This window comes from Sinomonas cellulolyticus (assembly GCF_014656475.1).
GTDB lineage: Bacteria > Actinomycetota > Actinomycetes > Actinomycetales > Micrococcaceae > Sinomonas > Sinomonas cellulolyticus.
Genome location: NZ_BNCM01000034.1, coordinates 1 through 1,782, shown reverse-complemented (window position 1 = coordinate 1,782; position 1,782 = coordinate 1). Strand labels below are relative to the sequence as shown.

General features: G+C 60.9%; 1 rRNA gene. It reads right to left on the bottom strand.

The features are described from left to right. Window positions 1-1,502 (bottom strand): 23S ribosomal RNA (locus IE231_RS18070); the annotation flags it as partial. Window positions 1,503-1,782: the final 280 nt, after the last annotated feature.

The following is a 1,782-nucleotide window of genomic DNA, read 5'->3' as shown; positions in this document are numbered from 1 at the left end:
TATCGACCCGTTGTCCATCGACTACGCCTGTCGGCCTCGCCTTAGGTCCCGACTTACCCAGGGCAGATGAGCTTGACCCTGGAACCCTTGATCATCCGGCGGACGGGTTTCCCACCCGTCTTTCGCTACTCATGCCTGCATTCTCACTCGTGCGGCCTCCACCCCTCGATCACTCGGAGGCTTCACTGCCCGCACGACGCTCCCCTACCCAGCCCCACCCCTGAACCCCTGAGGGCTTGGGTACTGTGGGACTGCCACGGCTTCGGCGGTGTGCTTGAGCCCCGCTACATTGTCGGCGCGGAATCACTTGACCAGTGAGCTATTACGCACTCTTTCAAGGGTGGCTGCTTCTAAGCCAACCTCCTGGTTGTCTTCGCAACTCCACATCCTTTCCCACTTAGCACACGCTTGGGGGCCTTAGCCGGTGGTCCGGGCTGTTTCCCTCTCGACTGCGAAGCTTATCCCCCGCAGTCTCACTGCTGCGCTCTCACTTGCCGGCATTCGGAGTTTGGCTGACGTCAGTAACCTTGTGGGGCCCATCGGCCATCCAGTAGCTCTACCTCCGGCAAGAAACACGCAACGCTGCACCTAAATGCATTTCGGGGAGAACCAGCTATCACGGAGTTTGATTGGCCTTTCACCCCTACCCACAGCTCATCCCCTCCATTTTCAACTGAAGTGGGTTCGGTCCTCCACGACGTCTTACCGTCGCTTCAACCTGGCCATGGGTAGATCACTCCGCTTCGGGTCCAGACCACGCCACTGAACGCCCTGTTCAGACTCGCTTTCGCTACGGCTCCCCCACACGGGTTAACCTCGCGACGTGGCACTGACTCGCAGGCTCATTCTTCAAAAGGCACGCCATCACAGGAACAAGCCTGCTCTGACGGTTTGTAGGCGCACGGTTTCAGGTACTGTTTCACTCCCCTCCCGGGGTACTTTTCACCTTTCCCTCACGGTACTGGTCCGCTATCGGTCATCGGGTAGTATTCAGGCTTATCAGGTGGTCCTGACAGATTCACACGGGATTCCTCGGGCCCCGTGCTACTCGGGCACCCCCCCAGGGCTGCGGCAGGCGTTCCGGCTACGGGACTCACACCCTCTCCGGCCGGCCGTTCAAGACCGTTCGCCTACACCCCCGCAACACCCCCGACCGCCGGCAGACAGTCGAAAGGAAGGCCCCACAACCCCATGCGCGCAACCCCTGCCGGGTATCACACGCGCACAGTTTGGCCTCATCCGCGTTCGCTCGCCACTACTGACGGAATCACTCTTGTTTTCTCTTCCTGCGGGTACTGAGATGTTTCACTTCCCCGCGTTCCCCCCACACCGTCTATGCGTTCAACGGCGGGTCACCGCATCAAGTGCGGCGGGGTTCCCCCATTCGGACACCCTGGGATCACAGTCCGGTTATCGACTCCCCCAGGCTTATCGCAGATTCCCACGTCCTTCATCGGCTCCCGATGCCAAGGCATCCACCGTGCGCCCTTGGAAACTTCAACACAACAAAGACCAAGGACACACCACCACACGGGCACAACAGCCCGTGCGGGTACGTCCTACAACTCGAAAAACGAGATTGCTAGATGCTCGCGTCCACTATACAGTTCTCAAACAACAACCCCCACAACCCCCACACACGGCCGCTCAGGGCGGCCGGGACAGGGGAAGGCAGGCACCACACACCCCCCACACCCGCCCGGCCCCGCCCGCCACGGAAGGGCAGGAGAGGACCAGGAAGGAAGAAGGGGGCGCGGGGACACGCTTGTTGTCCCAGGACCC